Source organism: Martinezella lusitana, assembly GCF_016901135.1.
In the GTDB taxonomy this organism is placed as follows: domain Bacteria; phylum Pseudomonadota; class Alphaproteobacteria; order Rhizobiales; family Rhizobiaceae; genus Rhizobium; species Rhizobium lusitanum_D.
Genome location: NZ_JAFEVL010000075.1, coordinates 601,662 through 621,628, shown reverse-complemented (window position 1 = coordinate 621,628; position 19,967 = coordinate 601,662). Strand labels below are relative to the sequence as shown.

General features: G+C 59.8%; 19 protein-coding genes and 1 tRNA gene. 8 read left to right on the top strand and 12 right to left on the bottom strand.

Features of this window, described 5'->3' with window-relative positions:
• Together JTP94_RS34785 and JTP94_RS34780 are read right to left on the bottom strand one after the other, a co-directional pair.
• A partial coding sequence (locus tag JTP94_RS34785; RefSeq protein ID WP_246755463.1) for a sugar phosphate nucleotidyltransferase occupies window positions 1–145 on the bottom strand: 145 nt, incomplete at its 3' end.
• 294 nt (window positions 146–439) lie between these two features.
• Entirely contained in the window at window positions 440–1,528 is a 1,089-nt protein-coding gene (locus JTP94_RS34780; protein ID WP_204854852.1) for a DUF475 domain-containing protein, read from the bottom strand.
• Window positions 1,529–1,935: 407 nt separating this feature from the next.
• On the opposite strand from JTP94_RS34780, the gene JTP94_RS34775 reads away from it, so the two are divergent.
• On the top strand, window positions 1,936–2,184 hold the full coding sequence (locus JTP94_RS34775; RefSeq protein ID WP_204854851.1) for a hypothetical protein: 249 nt from the start codon (window positions 1,936–1,938) through the stop codon (window positions 2,182–2,184).
• An 18-nt stretch (window positions 2,185–2,202) separates the two neighbouring features.
• Here JTP94_RS34775 and JTP94_RS34770 read toward each other — a convergent pair whose 3' ends face one another.
• The gene (locus tag JTP94_RS34770; RefSeq protein ID WP_204854850.1) at window positions 2,203–2,673 is read right to left on the bottom strand and encodes a hypothetical protein; all 471 of its coding nucleotides are present in this window, start codon (window positions 2,671–2,673) and stop codon (window positions 2,203–2,205) included.
• A gap of 85 nt (window positions 2,674–2,758) precedes the next feature.
• Window positions 2,759–2,989 carry a hypothetical protein gene (locus JTP94_RS34765; RefSeq protein ID WP_204854849.1) on the bottom strand — a complete coding sequence of 77 codons (231 nt, stop codon included), beginning with the start codon at window positions 2,987–2,989 and terminating at the stop codon, window positions 2,759–2,761.
• A 213-nt stretch (window positions 2,990–3,202) separates the two neighbouring features.
• Between JTP94_RS34765 and JTP94_RS34760 the strand changes: the two genes are divergently transcribed.
• Window positions 3,203–3,511: a hypothetical protein gene (locus JTP94_RS34760; RefSeq protein WP_204854848.1), complete on the top strand. Its 309-nt coding sequence runs from the start codon at window positions 3,203–3,205 to the stop codon at window positions 3,509–3,511.
• A gap of 160 nt (window positions 3,512–3,671) precedes the next feature.
• Here the strand turns inward: JTP94_RS34760 and JTP94_RS34755 are convergent, their stop codons facing one another.
• From JTP94_RS34755 to cpdR1, 3 genes are all read right to left on the bottom strand, one after another.
• Window positions 3,672–4,046, bottom strand: a complete 375-nt coding sequence (locus JTP94_RS34755) for a hypothetical protein (RefSeq protein ID WP_204854847.1) — start codon at window positions 4,044–4,046, stop codon at window positions 3,672–3,674.
• 91 nt (window positions 4,047–4,137) lie between these two features.
• Window positions 4,138–4,212, bottom strand: a tRNA-Val gene (locus tag JTP94_RS34750).
• 84 nt (window positions 4,213–4,296) lie between these two features.
• On the bottom strand, window positions 4,297–4,659 hold the full coding sequence (gene cpdR1, locus JTP94_RS34745) for a response regulator CpdR1 (protein ID WP_004117561.1): 363 nt from the start codon (window positions 4,657–4,659) through the stop codon (window positions 4,297–4,299).
• Window positions 4,660–4,929: 270 nt separating this feature from the next.
• Between cpdR1 and JTP94_RS34740 the strand changes: the two genes are divergently transcribed.
• Complete coding sequence (locus JTP94_RS34740) at window positions 4,930–5,829, top strand: N-formylglutamate amidohydrolase (RefSeq protein WP_246755450.1); 900 nt, start codon at window positions 4,930–4,932, stop codon at window positions 5,827–5,829.
• A gap of 359 nt (window positions 5,830–6,188) precedes the next feature.
• On the top strand, window positions 6,189–6,962 hold the full coding sequence (gene hisN / locus JTP94_RS34735; RefSeq protein ID WP_204854846.1) for a histidinol-phosphatase: 774 nt from the start codon (window positions 6,189–6,191) through the stop codon (window positions 6,960–6,962).
• Window positions 6,963–6,965: 3 nt separating this feature from the next.
• Here the strand turns inward: hisN and JTP94_RS34730 are convergent, their stop codons facing one another.
• The 3 genes from JTP94_RS34730 to JTP94_RS34720 all read right to left on the bottom strand — a co-directional run bounded on the left by JTP94_RS34730 (window position 6,966) and on the right by JTP94_RS34720 (window position 9,974).
• Window positions 6,966–7,940: an alpha/beta fold hydrolase gene (locus JTP94_RS34730; RefSeq protein ID WP_204854845.1), complete on the bottom strand. Its 975-nt coding sequence runs from the start codon at window positions 7,938–7,940 to the stop codon at window positions 6,966–6,968.
• A 188-nt stretch (window positions 7,941–8,128) separates the two neighbouring features.
• Window positions 8,129–9,196: a cyclic nucleotide-gated ion channel gene (locus tag JTP94_RS34725; RefSeq protein WP_204854844.1), complete on the bottom strand. Its 1,068-nt coding sequence runs from the start codon at window positions 9,194–9,196 to the stop codon at window positions 8,129–8,131.
• A 298-nt stretch (window positions 9,197–9,494) separates the two neighbouring features.
• Window positions 9,495–9,974: an Lrp/AsnC family transcriptional regulator gene (locus JTP94_RS34720; protein WP_037196376.1), complete on the bottom strand. Its 480-nt coding sequence runs from the start codon at window positions 9,972–9,974 to the stop codon at window positions 9,495–9,497.
• Between the two features lie 132 nt (window positions 9,975–10,106).
• Here JTP94_RS34720 and JTP94_RS34715 point away from each other — a divergent pair, with 132 nt between their 5' ends.
• Window positions 10,107–10,523, top strand: a complete 417-nt coding sequence (locus tag JTP94_RS34715) for a DUF2000 domain-containing protein (protein ID WP_204854843.1) — start codon at window positions 10,107–10,109, stop codon at window positions 10,521–10,523.
• Between the two features lie 350 nt (window positions 10,524–10,873).
• Window positions 10,874–11,338, top strand: a complete 465-nt coding sequence (locus JTP94_RS34710) for an Hsp20 family protein (protein WP_204854842.1) — start codon at window positions 10,874–10,876, stop codon at window positions 11,336–11,338.
• 109 nt (window positions 11,339–11,447) lie between these two features.
• Here the strand turns inward: JTP94_RS34710 and JTP94_RS34705 are convergent, their stop codons facing one another.
• Complete coding sequence (locus tag JTP94_RS34705) at window positions 11,448–12,464, bottom strand: bile acid:sodium symporter family protein (RefSeq protein WP_204854888.1); 1,017 nt, start codon at window positions 12,462–12,464, stop codon at window positions 11,448–11,450.
• Window positions 12,465–12,574: 110 nt separating this feature from the next.
• Between JTP94_RS34705 and JTP94_RS34700 the strand changes: the two genes are divergently transcribed.
• The gene (locus JTP94_RS34700) at window positions 12,575–13,432 is read left to right on the top strand and encodes a LysR substrate-binding domain-containing protein (RefSeq protein ID WP_204854841.1); all 858 of its coding nucleotides are present in this window, start codon (window positions 12,575–12,577) and stop codon (window positions 13,430–13,432) included.
• Window positions 13,433–13,628: 196 nt separating this feature from the next.
• On the opposite strand, the gene JTP94_RS34695 is transcribed toward JTP94_RS34700, so the two are convergent.
• Entirely contained in the window at window positions 13,629–14,675 is a 1,047-nt protein-coding gene (locus JTP94_RS34695; protein ID WP_204854840.1) for a low specificity L-threonine aldolase, read from the bottom strand.
• Between the two features lie 567 nt (window positions 14,676–15,242).
• Between JTP94_RS34695 and gltB the strand changes: the two genes are divergently transcribed.
• The gene (gene gltB, locus JTP94_RS34690) at window positions 15,243–19,967 is read left to right on the top strand and encodes a glutamate synthase large subunit (protein WP_204854839.1); all 4,725 of its coding nucleotides are present in this window, start codon (window positions 15,243–15,245) and stop codon (window positions 19,965–19,967) included.

Genomic DNA, 19,967 nt, shown 5'->3' with positions numbered 1-19,967 from the left:
CCGAAACACGTTCCAGCGTGTTCTGAAACAGTGTCCTGTCGCCGATGAACTGGATGAATTGCTTCGGGGCGGAGGCGCGCGATAGCGGCCACAGACGCGTGCCCTTGCCACCTGCCATGATCACCGGAACGATTTTGGCTGCCATATTCTGCCTCTCCTAGACACTTCATTCGGGAGCTTGTCGCGAAAGATCGCAACTTTTGCGCTTCTCGCTCACGCTTCTTGGACAACTTCTATCGCCATTGCGATATTTTTGCAGAAAACGCTAGGCCTATCTGCTGTGATCGTAAACATTCGGCGATCTTCGTGTGTAAATTCTAATGGACGCACGTAGGGGCATGGTCTCGGATATCGAGCTGAAAGCCCCCGAAAGGGCTTCCACGTTGCGAAATATGGCCGCCAACCGGCTCGAGATGCGGCGGCGGCCATCGCTTGCGCGTCACGCTTTCGCCCTGTGGCTCTGTTCACCATGCGCAACGCCGTTGCGCTTGTTGTAGCGGATCGACGACCAGAGAGAGACACCGATCAAGGCAGCACCACCAAGGCCGGTGATAACTTCGGGGATATGTATCAGCGTCTGCATGTACATGATCACCGAAAGGATCAGGATGGCATAGAAGGCGCCATGCTCGAGGTAGCGGTAATGGGCGAGCGTGCCCTTCTCCACCAGCATGATCGTCATGGAGCGAACATACATCGCGCCGATGCCGAGACCGATGGCGATGATGAACAGGTTCTGGGTGAGTGCGAAAGCTCCGATCACTCCGTCGAACGAGAAACTGGCATCGAGGATTTCCAGATAAAGGAAAGCACCGAAACCGCCCTTTGCGGCGGCGCTCATCGTCTTTTGGGAGGCGTCGAGAAACCCGGCAAGAACCTCCACCAGCAGGAAGGTCAGGAGACCGTAGATGGAGGCATGAAGGAATATCGTCGAGTCATCGCCGTCGAGCAGGGAGCTGAAGATGAGAACGAGGATCAGCACGAAGGCGATTTCGATACCTTTGATGGTAGCGAAATGCGCCATCCGCTTCTCGAGGAAGCTGATCCAATGCACGTCCTTTTCATGGTTGAAGAAGTAGGTGAGGCCAACCATCATCAGGAAGGTGCCGCCAAAGGCGGCGATGGGGAGATGCGCATCCTGCATGATCCGCGCATATTGTTCCGGTTCGGCGGCCGCAAGCTTCAGCGCTTCCCACGGGTTGATGTGGGCCGCGATGGCGACGATTGCCAGCGGAAAGACGATGCGCATGCCGAAGACGGCAATAATGATACCCCAGGTCAGGAAGCGATGTTGCCAGACCGGGGTCATTTCTTTCAGCTTGTTGGCATTGACGATGGCATTGTCGAAGGAGAGCGAAATCTCCAGAACGGCCAGTACCGCGCAGATGAAGAAGGCCGTGGCAAGGCCGCCGAGCGTCCCGGTGGCGTTCCAGCCCAGTAGGGCGCCGAGAGCAAGGCCGCCCAAGGTGACGGCAAAAGCCCAGCCGAAATAGCCGAGCACGGATTTGGAGGCTGCGGGCGGCGTCATGGGCGCACCTCGCGGCAGATGGAAAGAAGGTATCCGGATCGAGCGCGCAACCACATGCCCGAGACGGCATGCGGATAACGCATGGTCAAGCTGTTCATAAGAAGAAATCCGCCGGCTCATCTGCAGGCGGTACCGACATCGCGAGAGCGCCGTAAAAACTCTCGCCAGAGGGGCCCGGCACCAAAGTTCAATCCGTCGCCGATGTCAGAAGGCGCGGAGATGACGCATAGTTAGTGAAGTCGCGACGCACGTCAAGGGTTGAAATCGCGGTCGAGACCATTGCTCCCGCTAATTGAGAATTCGGGGAACCAAACAGGGAAGGCGGCGTTTGGCCTTCGGGCATGTTTGTGCCATCTGCCAGGCGGGTTCCATTGTCTGGATAACAGCGACCGACAGGAGAAACGTCCATGAGTCCCAATCCTATCCATCGAAATGCAAAGGAGCCGAAGCCGGAACTGACGGAACGGCAGAAGAAGGCGCGGTCGAATACGCTGCGTCAGGCGCAGGTAATGCCGCCGCATCAGGTCGATCTGACACTGCACCCCGTGACACATGAGGACGTGCATGTTCCCGCCCATGTCAACGGCGCTGATCTTTCTCGCGAAGCGCCAGCCGATGCCAATCATGGAAACAAGCGAAAAGGCGGCTCGCACTAACAGGCGCGCGATAATCGCTTACTTGTGGCGAGGCGTCTTGCCGTCGGACGTAAAGCTGCCGTTGAAGCTCATTTGGGGCGATTTTGCCGAGCATTCGATGGTGACCGGCTTGCCCGAATAGGGATTGCCGAAGGTGCAGGTGCCCTTGGCTTCAACCTGGCCTGACATCTTGTTGCCGGCGCCGGTCGAGATGACCTCGACCGGCAACTGCGCCGTGCCCTTCTGACTGCCGGGCTTGATGCCGCCACCGTTGCCCTGGAAGCCGAGCATCTTGCCGCCGGATGTGAAAATGAAGGTCACTATGCCATCCGGCCCGGTCACGCTGGCAACCTCGGTCTTACAGCCCTTGCTGGCGTCGAGCTTGCCAACCACGAGCTTGGAACATTTTCCGCTGACCGCGGTGACGCCCTGCGCCGGAAAATTTTCCACGGCCGCAGCCGACGTAGCGGCCAGCGCCGTCAGTCCAAAAGCAATGCCTGCGAATCGCATAAGGGGCTCCTTTCAAGCCCCTATAGGTTTGCCGATCAAAATGTGGCAGTCAACCCAAAGCCGCGATGCGCGGGCGCGCTTGCCGTCATTCCGGCACGAGTGAACCGATCAGCTGCAGCAGGGCTTTCTGCCGGTTGCCGCCGCCGGCCAGGAATTCATAGAGGCTCATGGCTTTCTCGCTGCCGCCATCGACGGTGTAGTCGGCCTGGCGGATCACGAAGACTTCGCCGCTTTCGGAGTCGCGGGCAAGGTGGAACATATATTCGTCGCCATTGGACTTGTGGTTCTTATAAAATTGCCGCTTCACCACCGTCATCTCATCCTCCCGTATGGTCGATGCGTTGATATGACAATAGGATGACGGCGCGGCCGGAAGTCAAGCGGCTTATGGCCGGAAATCGCGCCGATAGGCCTCGGGCGGCCGCAACCATGGCGAACAGCAGCATGTGATTGGCTATCTGTAAAAAGGTGATTATTCTCGGCCTTGCGCTCGAATATTCGGGATGCGAAAAGCGGGAGATTAAAGCACATGAGAATGATGTTAGCGCTGGGGGCGATTTTGAGCCTGGCATGCGTCTCCGCAGGCGAGGCGCCTTCTAATTATCAGACATACCAGGGCATCCGAGTCGACAGTGATCCGGTGCTGCTGGCGAAATACAACAAGGCTCTCAACTATTGCGAGCCCGAGGCCTATTCGTGGCACCGCGGGTCGCCGGACCCGAACAGCACCTTCTACTGGCTGGCGCTGAGAGATTGCCTCTATCGCCACAGCTTCGTGGATCGCGGCGCCTATGCCTATCCGACGACGGCGGTATTCCGGAATTTTCTGGATCGCTGACGGCTCACAGCTGTCTCGGCTGGCGTGACGTTCTCGTTGGTTCGGCAACGAGGAGCGGCATTCAAGTCGATACAAAACGAAAAAGGCCTTTCGATTGCTCGAAGGGCCTTGTTTTGGTGGAGGCTTATGTCGAGCGGCGCAACCTCTCCACTCCGGTTGTTTAGTCGTTCTCGGCGACTAATGCTTTTGAAAGCATGCCCTCGGCGATGCGCCTGCCAGAATCCACACCGTTCAGCCTGCCTATCTCGCGCCTTTTGATTGTCCGTACTTCATTTCGCACGGTCGTATATTCGCGGAGGGAGGAAAAGGCACTCGCATAGTAATAGCGGTCGGGAAACGAAAGTCTCACATTCAGCCACGTGAACTGGCGCTCTTTGTCGTCAATCTCGATGGAAGATTTTTCATAGATGGTCGCGCCGTTGTGCTTCATTTGCAACATGAAGATGAAGGCGAACTCATCCAGACAGCGGGCTTCGGGCGTCTTCCGGATGGAAAAGTCTATCCGGTTGCTAAGTTCCCTGACGTAAGTTTTCAAGGCGCGCCTTCCCTAAGCAAATGAACTTTACCGCTGTAACTAAAAAGGCCTTTCGATTGCTCGAAAGGCCTTGCTTTTCAGCGAATTAGGATGGTGGGCGTGACAGGGATCGAACCTGTGACCCCTACGATGTCAACGTAGTGCTCTCCCGCTGAGCTACACGCCCATCCGATGGCGGCGCATAGATCACAAAACCTTGGTTGCCGTCAATAGGCTTTTTTTCGGTTTTGTGACGCGGCCGCCGGAAGCCTTAGGCGGCAAGGAGTTTGTTGACTTCGTCGACCAGTTCGCGGAGGTGGAAAGGCTTGGAAAGCACCTTCGCATCCTTCGGAGCCTTCGAATCAGGGTTCAGCGCCACGGCGGCAAAACCGGTGATGAACATCACCTTCAGATCGGGATCGAGCTCGGTGGCGCGGCGGGCCAGCTCGATGCCGTCCATTTCCGGCATGACGATATCGGTCAAAAGCAGCGAAAACGGCTCTTCGCGCAGCCGGTCGTATGCGCTTGCTCCATTGTCAAAGGACAAGACCTTGTAGCCGGCTTTTTCGAGCGCCTTCACAAGGAAGCGACGCATGTCGTTATCATCTTCGGCAAGAAGTATCTTTTGGGTCATCATCTCTTCGCTAATCAATCTTGTCTTGTTGGACTCGTCCAGCGTTTAGGTTAGCGCTCCGCCGTAAACAAGCCGTGAATAGCCGGCTGGATACGGCAATTCGCATTTATTCGAGGCGTGAGTTCATTCCACGAAAACGCTTTGCGTTTCCGCTGGCCGAGCATTCGGAGATTTCGGTTACGGCGCTTTGGATTAAGGCCATTTTGCTCAAGTTACTATGGACTTGCGTGCATGCAACTGGCAACATGATTACTGCGACAAGTTGTTGACATGGTAAAGACGTTGATGTCCGCGGAAATGCGCAGTTTCGAGATTTACGAGGTATTGGAGCCCGTCTCCCAGACGATACCGTTTGTCTATAGCTCGCCACATAGCGGTCGCGTCTACCCCCCTGATTTCATCGCCCAATCCCGCCTGCAAGGCATCGCCATCCGCCGCTCGGAGGATCACTACGTCGATGAGCTTTTTTCGGCGGCGAGTTCTCTTGGCGCGCCGCTGCTACTCGCCAATTTTCCGCGCGCCTATATCGATGTCAATCGCGAGCCCTACGAGCTCGATCCGCGCATGTTCGATGGCGCATTGCCGTCCTATGCCAACATCAATTCGCTGCGGGTTGCCGGCGGTCTCGGCACGATCCCGCGAATCGTCGCGGAAAATATGGAGATTTATGCCCGGCGGGTGCCGGTCGAGGATGCGCTGAAGCGCATTGACACCATCTACAAGCCTTATCATTCCACCCTTCGGCGGCTGATCGCGCGCACGCATGTCAAATTCGGCTTCGGCGTGTTGGTCGATTGCCATTCCATGCCGGGCAATATCCGCATCGCCGGCAGCAATGCGCGGCCGGATTTCATCCTCGGTGACCGCTACGGCACCAGCGCATCGGCGGAACTTTCGCGCGCCGCCATGCAGATCCTCGAAGAACTCGGCTTCAATGCCGTGCGCAACAAGCCCTATGCCGGTGGCTTCATCACCGAGCATTACGGCCGCCCCTCACGCGGGCTGCATGCCCTGCAGATCGAGGTCAACCGCTCGCTCTATGTCGACGAGGTGACGCTGGAAAAGCGCCCGGATTTCGATCAGGTCGCATCCGCCATCACGCTTTTCATGAAGCGCATGGCCGAGCACGTGGAATCCTATACCGGCGATCCCGCGCTGGCGGCGGAATAAGGGTATCTCGTCCGCCCCGTTCGGCAAGCTCAGTGGGGCAAGATATCGCTCCCGCTCCGCGTTGGTCGAGCCGTTCCCATGAGACAAATAATCCCGACAAAAAAAGAACCGCGCTTGTGGCGCGGCTAAGTCTAGGGAGGAAACACCCAAGGAGGGTATTTACAGTCAGAAGACTGTAGCCGGATATTGCTACCGCATTGCACAAATGTCAAGCATTTTATTGCAGTGCAAGATATTTAGGCAAATTTGAAAATCTTGCCTGATCGGCAGGCATTCCGCCCGCTGCTTCAGCATCCGGTTTGCTTCCTGGTGTATATGCGCTATGACATCGCTCGTCCCGTCACTTAATCGGATTGACCATGCTTCCGGATCGTTCGTTCTTCTATCGTCTGGCCGAGGCGGCCAAGGCCGAAACCCTGCCGCGCTTCCGTGCCGGCGTCGATGTGGTCAACAAGGAAGCCAGCGGCTTCGATCCGGTGACCGAAGGGGATCGTGCCGCCGAAGTGGCGATTCGTTCGCTGATCGAGGCTGAGTTTCCCGATCACGGCATCCTGGGCGAGGAACACGGCAATGTCGGCCTCGATCGCGAGTATGTCTGGGTGATTGACCCGATTGACGGCACGCGCGCCTTCATCTCAGGCGTGCCCGTCTGGGGAACGCTGATCGGCTTGCAGAAAAACGGCCGCGCCATCATGGGCCTGATCGACCAGCCCTTTACCGGCGAACGTTATTTCGCAGACGGCAATGGCTCGACCTATTCGGGTCCGGATGGTGAAAGGCGGCTCAAGGTCCGCGATTGCGGCAGCCTGTCGAACGCCATCCTCTTCACCACTTCGCCGCATCTCTTCGTCGGCGAGGAGCTTGCCAGATATCGCGAGATCGAGAGCCAGGTCCGCCTCTTCCGCTACGGTACGGATTGCTATGCCTATGCGCTGCTTGCTGCCGGCCATGTCGATCTCGTCATCGAGAATTCGCTGAAGCCCTATGATGTCGGCGGCATCATCCCCGTTATCGAGCAGGCTGGCGGCATCATCACCACCTGGGATGGCGGCCGACCGGAAATGGGCGGCACGATCATCGCGGCCGGTAGTCGAGCCGTGTATGACCAGGCCCGCGCTATCCTGTCTCGATAAGCGCTAGGCTTCCGCTTCCAGCTCGTAGGTATTGCTTTCCGCGTCGCTGCCGGGAATGAACGCATGGATGGCCGCAAGGGCCTGATTGCGATAGATATCCCGCTCCTGCAGGATCTCATGCTTGGCGCCGTGAATGGGCACGAGCTGTGCAGCGCGGAAATAGCGCGACAGCCGCTCCTGATCGACGTAAGGCACCACGCCGTCTCGCGTCGGTGCGATCAGCACGGTCGGAATGGGGATCGAAAACAGGTGTTCAGGCCTGTTGACGCGCTCGATCGCGCGGAAGGCTTGCGACAGCCAGCCTGCCGTCGGCGGGCCGAGGCTGAGTTGCGGATAGGCCTCGCCAATGCCGACATTGCGCCGATAGCGCTGCTCGTCGGTGGTCAGTGGGTTCTCGCCGAAAGGCCTTTCCTTGAATTTCTTGCTGAATTGTATCCGGCCGAGCCCGACGCCGCTGACCGCACCGGAGAGAAAGCGGATAAAACCCGGCGAGGCGCCGTGGCCGGTCAACCCGATAAAGGGAGCCGACAGCACCATGCGTTCGATACGGGTTGCGAGCCTTGGCGCCGCGGACAGGGCGATCAGGCCGCCGGTCGAGTGCGCGAGAAGAAAGAAGGGCAGGCGCGTATCCGGCAGAACGATTTTGTCGAGGAAGGCGGTGAGATCGTGTTCGTAATCCGAAAATCGCCTGATATGGCCGCGCAGGGGATCCTTCAGCAGCCGCTCCGAGCCGCCCTGGCCGCGAAGATCGAAGGTCGCCACCCACAGGCCCTTGGCGGTGAGATCGCGGATCGTCTCGAAATATTTCTCGATGAACTCGTTGCGTCCCTGAAGCAGCACGACGGTTCCCCTGGCGACCGGCTGCTCGCAGCGGAACACGGCGTAGCGCAGCTTGCGCCCGTCGAAACTCTCGAAGAAGCCTTCGGTGCGGTTCTCCGGCACCGGATTGTCTGCCGTGGAATAGAGGATCGAATCCATCGCGATGTCGCGCCTCGCTGACAAATGGCTCATCTGAAGGGATAGCGTAGGTTAGTGGAATTGCAACAGGTTTGTTGGCGGTCCTTGCGGTCGAATACCCCGTGCCGATATTCCTCCATCGGCGTTTCCGACGGCAGCACTGGTGCCTAAGGCACTCCCAATATGTTTTTGTCAAAACCCTGTCTGCGTCAGGTCTTCGGTGTCGCGCCGCGTCGTTCGAGTGCGGTTTTGCGGATGATGTCGGCGATCTCCGGGCTGCTGCTCGACAGCATCTGGAAATCCGACGAATAGAGCGACAGCAGTGAGACTTCAGTCGCGGCGCTGACGGTCGCCGAGCGGGGCTCGCCGCTGATCAGCGCCATCTCGCCGAAGAAGCTCCCGGAGCCGAGCTCCACAGGGCTCGGTGTGGCGACGCTGACGCGGCCCTCGACGATGAAGAACATCTGGTCGCCAGTCTCGCCCTTGCGGCAGATTATGGCGCCGGCCGGCACGACACGAGGTCTCAGCGCTCGCACGATCTCGATGAGTGCGGCCGAACCAAGCTTCTGGAACAGCGGCACTGCTGCAACCAGCTGCCAATTGCGCACGAAGTCCTGGCGACGAACTTCTTCGTAAAAGCCGGTGGCGAGGATGCCGGCCCACAGCGCAAAGATGCCGATTCCGCTCATCATGACCAGCCCGGCAAGGACGCGACCGGCGAAACTTTGCGGAATCTCGTCGCCATAGCCGGTGGTCGACAGCGTGACCACCGCCCACCACATTGCCAGGGGAAGGCTGCCGAACTTGTCGGGCTGGACGTCGCGCTCGATGATATAAGCCGCGAGCGCCGCGCCGAAGAGAACGATGCCGAAGATCGAGGTGACGCCGATCAGGTTGCGCGCTTCTTTGGTCAGGACCCTGCCCAGCAGCCGGAAGAAGGTCGAGCCGCGCAGCGGCTTCAGCAGCCAGATGGCACAATAGAGGCTTTGGTCGCGCCCGTGGACGAAGAGGAATGCGGCCACAGGGACTAAAACGGCAAGTACGTCGACGGTGATTTCCAGCCCTCTGCCACGAACGTCTCTCGTCCGTTGCATGATCAGCGTCTCGATCAATTGTAGAACGTAGGCACCCCAGATGCCGGCAAGCAGGACTTCCAAGATGAGCCTGGTCTGTCCGGTTATGTTCGGCGTCGTAAGTGCAGCCACGGTCAACAGACCGATTGCAACGAACAGCGCGTTCAGCGATGCGGAAATCTTCGAGAAAGGGAGCGCCAACATTCAATACCCCGGGTGGGCTGCCACTCTCCTAGAATAGGATGGCTTCGGTCCAAACGTAAAGGGCTGGCGAGACATGCACGGCAGCCAAGTCCTGACCAGTGAAACAAGCAATTTATGGCTGTCTTTTCAATCAGATTTCAATCGCTTCGGACATTCTTTAGGGTCGCGGAAGACTATGCCGGTTCCGGTGATCATGAGGCAGCGCGAGAAGTTGGGGGAATTGCGATAGATTTTTGCTTTTCTCGGCATGACGAGCGATCGCCTCCATGCGGTGCCAAGCATTCCATGTCGTGGGCCTTTATTGCTGCCCGACATCCAACGGAAACCCCTTGAACGGCTTGATTTCCTTGAGCACGAACGTCGTCTGCATCTCCTTGATGCGCGGCAGTCGGCGGACGACCGCCATGGCGAAATCCGCGTAGCTGTCGAGGTCAGCGGCAACGACCTGCAGCAGAAAATCCGCGTCTCCGGCGATGCTGTAGCACGCCACGACTTCGCTCAGCTTCAGGACGTCGCGCGAGAATTCTTCGGCTTCGGCCTCGCTGTGGCTGTCGATCTTCACCCTGATGAACGCTAGGACGCCGAGGCCGATCTGCCGCCTGTCGAGCGTCGCCGTGTAACCCTGGATGACTCCGGTTTCCTCAAGCTGGCGCACGCGCCGCCAGCAGGGCGAGGTGGAAAGCCCGACTTCGGATGAGAGTGCCTGGTTCGTCAGACGTCCGTCTTTCTGTAGCGCGCCGAGGATTCGCAGGTCGATGGGTTCAAGCGTAGAAGGCATAGGCCACCTTAAAGTCTATCAGTATCGGTAGGACATACCACATAAAGCCAATTTTCGGCAATGAAAGGTAAGATTATCCGTAATAGACGAGATATTCTGCGAGCAGACATCGCCAACAGCAGCAGGGTTCCAATGCTTCCAGATATCCGTCTCGCCATCGTCATCAATCCGGATCTGCCGCTCGGGCTGATCGCCAATACCGCCAGCGCCATCGCGATCGGGCTGGGGGCAAGGTTTCCTTGTCTCGCGGCGCGACAACTAATCGACGGGCAAGAACGCGCAATAGACATCAGCTCGAACATGCCGGTACCGATGCTGCTGGCCGATGCAGATACCATCCGGTCGCTGCTGTTAAAGGCGCTGCCTCAACAGGGTGAACGGGCAATCGTTCCCTTTCCAGCCTTCGCACGGTCGCTTCACGACTACAGGGAGTATGAGGCAACGTTTCCCGGTCGTGACCTTGCCGGAGAGACCATCGATGGTCTGGGAATAGCCGGTCCATCGAAATGGGTGAAATCGCTCACGGGTTCGCTGAAGCTTTTGCGCTAGTGGTGGAAAGAAAAATGGCCGGCTTGCGGGATAGAGAGATCCGCATCGCCGGCCGAGCAAGGACTGAAGAAGAAGGGACGATACACTTCAGTCATCGGATGATGGTGTATCCGACGGTGTTATTGATAGGTGCGTCAGCCTGAACGGGTGCCGAACCAGGCGTTCATCTGGGGTTCACGCAGTTTTTCGCCGAAATCCAAGAGGCGGGGCCTGGGCCTTGAAGTCCCGAAAAGCGATCACCATCTCCAGTCTGCGGGTGCCAAACGGGCTCGCAAAACCGTCCCGGGGCCGCCACGAGTGGGGCTGTGGGGCATGTTCAGAATCGCAATTGTCGCTCACAGGAGGACTCCATGCGTCACGTAGACTTCTCTCCCCTTTACCGTTCCACCGTCGGTTTCGACCGCCTGTTCACCATGCTCGATACGCTTGGCCAGCCGGATCAGGCTCAGACCTATCCGCCCTACAATATCGAGCGTACCGGTGAAAACACTTATCGTATCACCATGGCTGTTGCCGGTTTCGATGAAAAGGAACTGAGCATCGAGGCTCATGCCCATGTCCTGCAGGTCAAGGGCGAAAAGAGCGAGGAGCCGGCCGAAGTCAGCGAATATCTCTATCGCGGCATCGCCAAGCGCGCCTTCGAGCGCCGTTTCCAGCTCGCCGATCATGTCGAGGTCAAGGCGGCTTCGCTGAAGAATGGTTTGCTGCACATCGATCTGTTGCGCAACCTTCCGGAAGCCATGAAGCCCCGTCGTATCTCGATTGCGGCTGATCAGGTGGAAACTCCGAAGGCCATCGAGGCTCACATCAACTAAAACAGGCGTGACGGTCGTCGACCGTCACGCCTTTGATCCTCCCAAGATCAAAAAAGAAGCGGCGCTCCATCGGGGCGCCGCTTTTGTTTTGGAGCGATATGGGGGACAGTCAGGCCGCGTTCGTCGCCCCCGTTGCCTCAGCCTCGGTCTTCGCGGCCTCCCGCTTCTTGGCCGCATCGGCGTATTTCTGGGCAAGGAAGGCGCAGGTCATGAGCTGGATCTGATGGAACAGCATCAGCGGCAGGACGATGGCGCCGATACCCTGGCCGGCGAAGATGACATTGGCCATCGGCACGCCGCTCGCCAGCGACTTTTTCGAGCCGCAGAAGGTGATGGTGATCTCGTCGGCCTTGGAGAAACCGAGCGCGCGGCTGCCGAACATGGTGATGCAGAGCACCGTGGCCAGCAGCACCATGTTGGCGACGATGACGGTGGCGATGTCGAGTACCGAGAAGGTATGCCACAGTCCCTCGACCACGGCCTCGCTGAAGGCCGAATAGACGACCATCAGGATCGAGCCGCGATCGACCGGCATCAGGATCTTCTTCTTCGAGCGGATCCAGTCACCGATCCACGGCTGCAGCAATTGGCCGGCGATGAAGGGGGCGAGCAGCTGCAACATGATCTGCCACAGCACATCCCAGGAAAAGCCGCCCTGGCCACCCACCGAAAATAGCAGGCCGACGAGCAGCGGCGTCAGAAACATGCCGAAGATGTTCGATGCGGACGCGGAGCAGATGGCGGCCGGCACGTTGCCGCCGGCGATCGACGTGAAGGCGATGGATGACTGCACGGTCGAAGGCAGCACGCTCAGAAACAGCATGCCGGTGTAGAGCGACACCGGTAGAATGCTGTTCGGTACGACCTGGCCCATGGCGAGCACCAACAGCGGGAAAATGCCGAAGGTCGTCAGCAGGATGACGAGATGCAGCCGCCAATGCAGCAGACCGGCGATGACGACATCGCGCGACAGGCGCGCGCCGTGCAGGAAGAACAGCAGGCCGATGGCAAAGTTGGTGGCGATGCCGAAATAGTGGGCGCTCGCGCCATGCACGGGAAGGAAGGATGCGGTCACGACCGTCAGGACGAGCAGCATGGTGAAGGTGTCTGGAAGAAAGCGGCGCATCGTGCCAACCCCGATCGCAATTATAAGTCTCAATGATTAGTCCTTGCAGATAGACCTATTGTGATCCACGATGCAAGGAATAACAGTTATCGCAATATGGGATAAGCAGGATGCTCGACCTCACGCAGTTGCGCAGTTTCGTTGCCGTGGAGCAGATGGGCAGCTTCACGCTGGCGGCGGAAAGGCTCGGGCTCGGCCAGTCGACCGTCAGCCAGCATATCCAGAGGCTTGAAGCGGAGCTCGGCCGCAAGCTGCTGGCGCGCGATACGCATCGCGTGGTCCTGACCGGCGACGGTGAGGCGCTGCTTGGGCATGCGCGTCATATGCTGTCGATCGAAGGCGAAATGCGCCAGCTCTTCGCCGGCAACAGCCTGCGCGGCAGCCTTCGGCTCGGCGTTTCCGAGGATTTCGTTACCAGCCAGCTCCCCGACGTATTGGAGGAGTTCGTCCGTTCGCATCCCTCGGTCGATCTGGAATTGACGGTCGCGCTTAGCGGCACGCTTTATGAGATGCAGGACAATGGCGATCTCGATCTGGTGCTTGCCAAGCGTCGCCTCGGCGATGTCAGGGGCAAGCTCGTCTATCGTGAGCCGCTGATTTGGCTGGCGCGCGATCCCGAGCGTATTCGCAAGCTTACGGCACCGCTGCCGCTGATCGCCTTTCCCGCGCCAAGCGTCACGCGCGCGGTGGCATTAGAAGCGCTGCGCCGGCAGCAGGTGCCATGGCGGATCGTCTGCACCTGCGGCAGCCTCAGCGGCCTGACGGCGGCGGCCCGCGCCGGAATGGGCGTTCTCGTCCAGCCCCGCAGCATGGCGCCGGCCGGGTTGATGGAGATTGCCCCGGGTTGGCTGCCGGCCCTGGAGGATGTGGAATTCGTGCTCGTGCCGCGAAAGGGCGCAGATCAACTTGTGGTCAATGCCCTGTCGGAGGATATTCTGGCAAAGGTGAGGGGGCTCAGATCGAGCTGACGATTACGACACTTGCAGCGAGACAGTAAAAACCGTTGCGGATCGAGTGGATAGCATTGAGCATTCGTTGGGAATTCTTTTGCCGGCTGTCGTTTCTCTTCCTGCGTGCTCTATCCTGCTGCTGCATCCGGCTCAGGTCAAAGATTGAGCGCCGCCCGGCTTGGAGCCTGTTCCGGCGCTCTTCTTTGTCCTGCCGTCAAGCGAGGCAGGCGAGGAAATCCGTCACGTCGGTTTCGGTCGTGGCGAAGCTGGTGACGAGGCGGATCAGCGTCTCGTCCTTGCCGACCAGCTCGGGCTGCGATTCCGGGATTGGCCATTCGTAGAATTTCGCACCCTTGTCCTCGGCAGCCTTGGCGGCTGACTTCGCCACGATCGCGAAGACCTCGTTCGAAACTGTCGGCCAGGCGAGGCGTGCCGCAGGCGCATTTTCGATGCCGGCGCGCAGGCGATCGGCCAAGCCGTTGGAATGACGGGCCAGGTCGAGCCAGAGGCCGTCCTTGAAGTATCCATCGAACTGAGCGGCGATGAAGCGCGATTTCGAGAAAAGCTGGGCGGCGCGCTTGCGGATGAAGTGCATCTCCTTCGCCTGTTCCGGATTGAAGAAGACGATCGCCTCGGCGCACCAGCAGCCGTTCTTCGTGCCGCCGAAGGAGAGCATGTCGACGCCGCGCTTCCAGGTCATGTTAGCCGGGCTGGCGTCGAGCGCGACCAATGCATTGGCGAAGCGCGCGCCATCCATATGCAGCGGCAGGCTGTTCGCCTTGCTGATCGCGGCGATGGCATCGATTTCGGCGAGCGAGTAGACCGTGCCGATTTCCGTTGCCTGAGTGATCGTCACCGCCGCGGCGCGGCCGTGGTGGACGGCATCCTGTGGGAAGCGGGCGATTTTGGTGGCAAGTGCTTTGGGGTCGATCTTGCCGAGAGCGCCGTCGACGGTTGCCAATCGCGCGTTGCTGAAGAAATCGGGTGCGCCGCATTCGTCCTCGGCCACATGCGCCTCGCTGTGGCAGAAGCTGATGCCGCCTGGTTTCTGGACGCTGGCGAGCGAGAGCGAATTGGCGGCCGTGCCCGTCGCGACGAAGAAGACGGCAACCTCGCGCTCGAAGATCTCTGTGAATTTGGCCTCGACCCGCTGGTCGAGCTCGCTGGTGCCGTAGGCGGAAGCGAAACCTCCGGACTCGGCGAGGAGACGTTCGGCAATCTTGGAATGGGCGCCAGCCCAATTATCGGAGGCAAAGAACATGGATGTGCACCGGATGTAGGGATTGAATTGCAGGAAGGATAAATACGGTCCGCCGGACATTAAGCCAATGCAACAGGCTATCAAGAGCGTCCTCTTGAAGAATGCATCACGGAAATTGATCTACGCAATCAATAAATAAAATGATGCGCTGCAGCGAAACTTTATTGCTCTAATTATGCAACAAAGGCAATCTTCCGTCGTTCGGTAACGAATTTTTACCGTTTTGCTCTTGCGAAGGCTTAAGCTTTCTGGCATAGAGCTGATGAATTAGGACAGGGTTGCTGTCCTATTTTGGCCGCCGAGGCCGAAGATGCGCCGGAGGGTCCTGACGATGTCGGGATTTAGAGCTATAGTTATCGGGAGCATGCCTTTTCAAGCCTTCGAGGCGACGGGCAGGGCGGCGGTGGAATAGCAAGGCGCGGAACGCTGACGACGGGCTCCACCACGAGGCCCGGTGTTCGCGACCGGATCTTCACAATGCAACAGCGCTGTCGCGCGTCGGCCCCGGAAACGGACCGCGCGGGACGAAGGAGCGCCCGCGACGCGGGCCTTACCGGAGGGAAGACGATGACGAACAGGACGCCGTCCATGACTTTTGACCAGACCGCTGCAGCCAATGCTGTCGCTACGGCCAAAACGTCGAAACGCGCCGCCGGCATCCCACGGAAGCAAGGCCTCTACGATCCGCGCAACGAGCACGATGCCTGCGGCGTCGGCTTCGTTGCGCATATGAAGGGCGAGAAGTCGCATCAGATCGTGCGCGACGGCCTGTTCATCCTTGAAAACCTGACGCATCGCGGCGCTGTCGGCGCCGACCCGCTGATGGGCGACGGCGCGGGCATTCTCGTGCAGATTCCCGACCGTTTCTTCCGCGAGGAAATGGCCCTGCAGGGCATTACCCTGCCGAAGGCGGGCGAATATGGCGTCGGCCATTTCTTCCTGCCGCGCGACGAGGCGCTGATCGAGCATTTCAAGAACGCCATCAATCAGGTCGTCACCGAGGAAGGTCAGGAGCTGATCGGCTTCCGCGACGTGCCGGTCGACAATTCCTCGCTCTCGAAGGCACCTGATATCGCCGGCACCGAGCCGCATCATGTACAGGTCTTCATCGGCGCCGGTCGCGATGCCGGGACGAACGAGGAGTTCGAGCGCCGCCTGTTCACCCTGCGCAAGGTGATCTCCAACCGCATCTACGCGGAATACGAGGGCGAGGAGAGCAACTTCTACCCCGTCTCGCTGTCGAGCTCGACCATCGTCTACAAGGGCATGTTCCTCGCCTATCAGGTGGGCGCCTATTATAAGGACCTGGCCGATCCGCGCTTCGAGTCGGCGGTGGCCCTCGTGCACCAGCGCTTCTCGACCAACACCTTCCCGTCGTGGAAGCTGGCGCATCCCTATCGCATGGTCGCCCATAACGGCGAAATCAATACGCTGCGCGGCAACGTCAATTGGATGGCGGCGCGCCAGGCGTCGGTATCCTCGCCGCTATTCGGCGACGACATCTCCAAGCTCTGGCCGATCTCCTATGAGGGCCAGTCGGATACCGCCTGCTTCGACAACGCGCTCGAATTCCTCGTGCGCGGCGGCTATTCCATGGCGCATGCCGTGATGATGCTCATCCCAGAAGCCTGGGCCGGCAACCAGCTGATGGCGCCGGAGCGCAAGGCGTTCTACGAATATCATGCCGCCTTGATGGAGCCGTGGGACGGCCCGGCTGCCGTCGCCTTCACCGACGGCAAGCAGATCGGCGCGACGCTCGACCGCAACGGCCTGCGCCCGGCCCGTTACCTCGTCACCAATGATGATCGCGTCATCATGGCGTCGGAAGCAGGCGTGCTGCCGGTCGACGAAGAAAAGATCATCCAGAAGTGGCGCCTCCAGCCGGGCAAGATGCTGCTGATCGACATGGAAAAGGGCTGCATCATTTCCGACGAGGAAGTGAAGTCCGAGCTTGCCACCAAGCATCCCTATCAGAGCTGGCTCAAGCGCACGCAGCTGATCCTCGAAGACCTGAAGCCGGTGGAGCCGCGCGCGCTTCGCCGCGACGTGTCGCTGCTCGACCGCCAGCAGGCCTTCGGCTATACACTCGAGGACACCAAGCTCCTGATGTCGCCAATGGCGACGACGGGGCAGGAGGCGATCGGCTCCATGGGCACGGATACGCCGATTTCGGCCATGTCCGACAAGCCGAAGCTGCTCTACACCTATTTCAAGCAGAACTTCGCGCAGGTGACGAACCCGCCGATCGACCCGATCCGCGAGGAGCTTGTCATGAGCCTCGTCTCCTTCATCGGTCCGCGTCCGAACCTGCTCGACCATACTGGCATGGCAAACGCCAAGCGCCTGGAAGTGCGCCAGCCGATCCTGACCAACGGCGATCTCGAAAAGATCCGCTCGATCGGCCACACGGAAGACCGTTTTGACACCAAGACGCTCGATTTCACCTATGACGTCGAGCGCGGCGCCGAAGGCATGCCCGAGATGCTCGACCGTCTCTGCGAGCGGGCCGAAGCGGCGGTTCGCGGCGGCTACAACATCATCGTGCTTTCCGACCGCCAGATCGGGCCGGACCGCATTGCGATCCCGGCGCTGCTGGCGACGGCCGCCGTGCACCACCACCTGATCCGCAAGGGGCTGCGCACCTCCGTCGGCCTCGTCGTCGAAACCGGCGAGCCGCGCGAAGTGCATCATTTCTGCCTGCTCGCCGGCTATGGCGCCGAGGCGATCAACCCCTACCTCGCCTTCGACACGCTGCTCGACATGCATCAGCGCGGCGAATTCCCGAAGGAAGTGGATGCCACGGAAGTCGTCTACCGCTACATCAAGGCTGTTGGTAAAGGCATCCTCAAGGTCATGTCGAAGATGGGCATCTCGACCTATCAGTCCTATTGCGGCGCGCAGATTTTTGATGCGATCGGCCTGCAGCAGGAATTGGTCGACAAGTACTTCTTCGGCACGGCGACGATGATCGAGGGCATCGGCCTCGAAACCATAGCCGAGGAAACCGTCACTCGTCACGACTCCGCTTTCGGTCGCGATCCGCTGCTGGCGAGCACGCTTGAGATTGGCGGCGAATATGCCTTCCGCATGCGCGGCGAAAGCCACGCCTGGACGCCGGATGCGGTGGCAGCACTTCAGCATGCCGTGCGCGGCAATGCCGAGGATCGCTATCGCGAGTTCTCCGAGATGGTCAACCAGTCGACACTGCGGATGAACACCATCCGCGGCCTCTTCAAGATCAAGGGTGCGGAAACGCTCGGCCGCAAGCCGATTTCGGTCGACGAAGTCGAGCCTGCCGTCGATATCGTCAAGCGCTTCTCGACGGGCGCCATGTCCTTCGGCTCCATCAGCCGCGAGGCCCATACGACGTTGGCGATCGCCATGAACCGGATCGGCGGCAAGTCGAACACCGGCGAAGGCGGCGAAGAGTCCGATCGTTACATGCCGCTCTTCGACGGCTCGCCGAACCCGGAACGCTCCGCGATCAAGCAGATCGCCTCCGGCCGCTTCGGCGTGACCACCGAATATCTGGTCAATGCCGACGTGCTGCAGATCAAGGTGGCGCAGGGTGCCAAGCCCGGCGAGGGTGGGCAGCTGCCCGGCCACAAGGTCGATGCGACCGTTGCCAAGACCCGGCATTCGACGCCCGGCGTCGGCCTGATCTCACCGCCGCCGCACCATGACATCTACTCGATCGAAGATCTGGCGCAGCTCATCTTCGACCTGAAGAACGTCAATCCGACCTCGGCTGTGTCGGTCAAGCTCGTCTCGGAAGTCGGCGTCGGCACGGTTGCCGCCGGCGTTGCCAAGGCGCGCGCCGACCATATCACCATCGCCGGCTTCGACGGCGGTACCGGCGCTTCGCCGCTGACCTCGCTGAAGCATGCCGGCAGCCCGTGGGAAATCGGCCTTGCCGAAACCCAGCAGACGCTGGTGCTGAACGGGCTGCGCTCGCGCATCGCCCTGCAGGTGGACGGCGGCCTGAAGACCGGTCGCGACGTCATCGTCGGTGCGCTGCTCGGCGCGGACGAATTCGGCTTCGCCACCGCGCCGCTGATCGCGGCTGGCTGCATCATGATGCGCAAGTGCCATCTCAACACCTGTCCGGTCGGTGTCGCCACCCAGGATCCGGTGCTGCGCAAGCGCTTCAAGGGTGCGCCGGAGCATGTCATCAACTACTTCTTCTTCGTGGCCGAGGAAGTGCGCGAAATTCTCGCCTCGCTCGGTGCGACCAAGCTGGACGACATCATCGGCGCTTCCGAGCTTCTGGAGAAGGACGACATGCTCGCCCACTGGAAGGCGAGGGGCCTCGACTTCAGCCGCATTTTCCACAAGGTCGATGCGCCGAAGGAAGAGACCTACTGGACATCAGTGCAGAAGCACCCGATTGACGACGTTCTCGACCGCACGCTGATCGAGAAGGCCGAGCCTGCCCTGTCTTCCAAGACGCCTGTCGCCTTTGAGGTCGGCATCAAGAATGTCGACCGTTCGGCCGGCGCCATGCTGTCGGGCGCGGTTGCCAAGCGCTACGGCCATCGCGGCCTGAAGGAAGACACGATCAACGTCACGCTGAGGGGCACCGCCGGCCAGTCGTTTGGCGCGTTCCTGGCGCGGGGCGTCACCTTCAATCTGATCGGCGACGGCAATGACTATGTCGGCAAGGGTCTTTCGGGTGGCCGTATCATCATCCGTCCACCGGAGAATTCGAAGATCCTGGCCGAACACTCGATCATCGTCGGCAACACCGTGCTTTACGGCGCAACTGAAGGCGAGTGCTACTTCCGCGGTGTCGCGGGCGAGCGCTTCGCGGTCAGAAACTCCGGTGCAATCGCCGTCGTCGAAGGCGTGGGCGATCATGGCTGCGAATACATGACCGGCGGCGTCGTCGTCGTGCTCGGCGAAACCGGCCGCAACTTCGCGGCCGGCATGTCGGGCGGTGTGGCCTATGTGCTCGACGAAATTGGCGATTTCGCCCGCCGCTGCAACATGGCGATGGTCGAACTGGAACCGGTTCCGGAAGAGGACGAGCTGCTGGAGAAGCTGCATCATCATGGCGGCGACCTCATGCACAAGGGACGCGTCGACGTTTCGGGTGACATGACGCGCCACGACGAGGAGCGTCTCTACCAGTTGATTTCGAACCATTTCCACTACACCGGCTCGACGCGGGCCAAGGAAATTCTCGATCACTGGACCGACTATCGCCCGAAATTCCGCAAGGTCATGCCGGTCGAATACCGTCGCGCCCTTGAGGAAATGGAGCGCAGCCGGATGGGCGTGGCGGCGGAATAA

Coding starts and splice junctions, on each gene's coding strand:
- JTP94_RS34780 (WP_204854852.1), bottom strand. CDS start 1,528: ATGACGCCGCCCGCAGCCTCCAAATCCGTGCTCGGCTATTTCGGCTGG.
- JTP94_RS34775 (WP_204854851.1), top strand. CDS start 1,936: ATGAGTCCCAATCCTATCCATCGAAATGCAAAGGAGCCGAAGCCGGAA.
- JTP94_RS34770 (WP_204854850.1), bottom strand. CDS start 2,673: ATGCGATTCGCAGGCATTGCTTTTGGACTGACGGCGCTGGCCGCTACG.
- JTP94_RS34765 (WP_204854849.1), bottom strand. CDS start 2,989: ATGACGGTGGTGAAGCGGCAATTTTATAAGAACCACAAGTCCAATGGC.
- JTP94_RS34760 (WP_204854848.1), top strand. CDS start 3,203: ATGAGAATGATGTTAGCGCTGGGGGCGATTTTGAGCCTGGCATGCGTC.
- cpdR1 (WP_004117561.1), bottom strand. CDS start 4,659: ATGACCCAAAAGATACTTCTTGCCGAAGATGATAACGACATGCGTCGC.
- JTP94_RS34740 (WP_246755450.1), top strand. CDS start 4,930: ATGGTAAAGACGTTGATGTCCGCGGAAATGCGCAGTTTCGAGATTTAC.
- hisN (WP_204854846.1), top strand. CDS start 6,189: ATGCTTCCGGATCGTTCGTTCTTCTATCGTCTGGCCGAGGCGGCCAAG.
- JTP94_RS34730 (WP_204854845.1), bottom strand. CDS start 7,940: ATGGATTCGATCCTCTATTCCACGGCAGACAATCCGGTGCCGGAGAAC.
- JTP94_RS34725 (WP_204854844.1), bottom strand. CDS start 9,196: ATGTTGGCGCTCCCTTTCTCGAAGATTTCCGCATCGCTGAACGCGCTG.
- JTP94_RS34720 (WP_037196376.1), bottom strand. CDS start 9,974: ATGCCTTCTACGCTTGAACCCATCGACCTGCGAATCCTCGGCGCGCTA.
- JTP94_RS34715 (WP_204854843.1), top strand. CDS start 10,107: ATGCTTCCAGATATCCGTCTCGCCATCGTCATCAATCCGGATCTGCCG.
- JTP94_RS34710 (WP_204854842.1), top strand. CDS start 10,874: ATGCGTCACGTAGACTTCTCTCCCCTTTACCGTTCCACCGTCGGTTTC.
- JTP94_RS34705 (WP_204854888.1), bottom strand. CDS start 12,464: ATGCGCCGCTTTCTTCCAGACACCTTCACCATGCTGCTCGTCCTGACG.
- JTP94_RS34700 (WP_204854841.1), top strand. CDS start 12,575: ATGCTCGACCTCACGCAGTTGCGCAGTTTCGTTGCCGTGGAGCAGATG.
- JTP94_RS34695 (WP_204854840.1), bottom strand. CDS start 14,675: ATGTTCTTTGCCTCCGATAATTGGGCTGGCGCCCATTCCAAGATTGCC.
- gltB (WP_204854839.1), top strand. CDS start 15,243: ATGACGAACAGGACGCCGTCCATGACTTTTGACCAGACCGCTGCAGCC.